Here is a 515-nt window from a genome sequence, read left to right as displayed (position 1 = left end):
GACCTGGGTCGAGCCCTTGTACAGCGGCTGTCCGAGGACGAACATGAACTCCCAGGCCTTGTCCTTCACCAGCGCGCGGCTGTCGATCAATTCAAGGTTGTAGATGCCGTTCTTGGCCAGCATGAACTGGTTGACCGGGAACTCCTGGCCGTCTTTCGCCGGGTAGATCTCCGAGGCCCAGGTGTCGCCGCCGAACGCGACGATCTGCTTGTCCGCCAACCATTTGGCCGCCGCCATGCCGATGCCCGGCTCCACGGCGAGGAATTTCTCGTTGTCCTTGCCCAGCAGTTCCAGCCAACCGGTGTTGAACAGGACCACGTCGCCCTTCTGGATGCTGATGCCTTGCAGGTCCAGTGCCTTCTGGATGTCGGCAACGCTGAACTCGGTTTTCTCCGGCACGATGGCGCTGCCGTACACGGCGGTCATGTCCAGCACCACGCCACGGGTGACGATGGGCGGGACTTTTTCGATGCCGAGTTTTTTCACGCCTTCGACGGTGACGAAGTCCGCCGCAC

1 protein-coding gene is annotated in these 515 nt (G+C 61.6%); it reads right to left on the bottom strand.

The features are described from left to right. Positions 1–515, bottom strand: a 515-nt coding sequence (locus tag F8N43_RS29220; RefSeq protein WP_150654717.1) for a cyclase family protein, incomplete at both ends; no start/stop codon positions are given.

The organism is Pseudomonas fluorescens (assembly GCF_902498065.1).
GTDB lineage: Bacteria > Pseudomonadota > Gammaproteobacteria > Pseudomonadales > Pseudomonadaceae > Aquipseudomonas > Aquipseudomonas fluorescens_BJ.
Note: the sequence above shows the minus strand (reverse complement) of the source record. Positions and strands in the feature narration are given on the sequence as shown.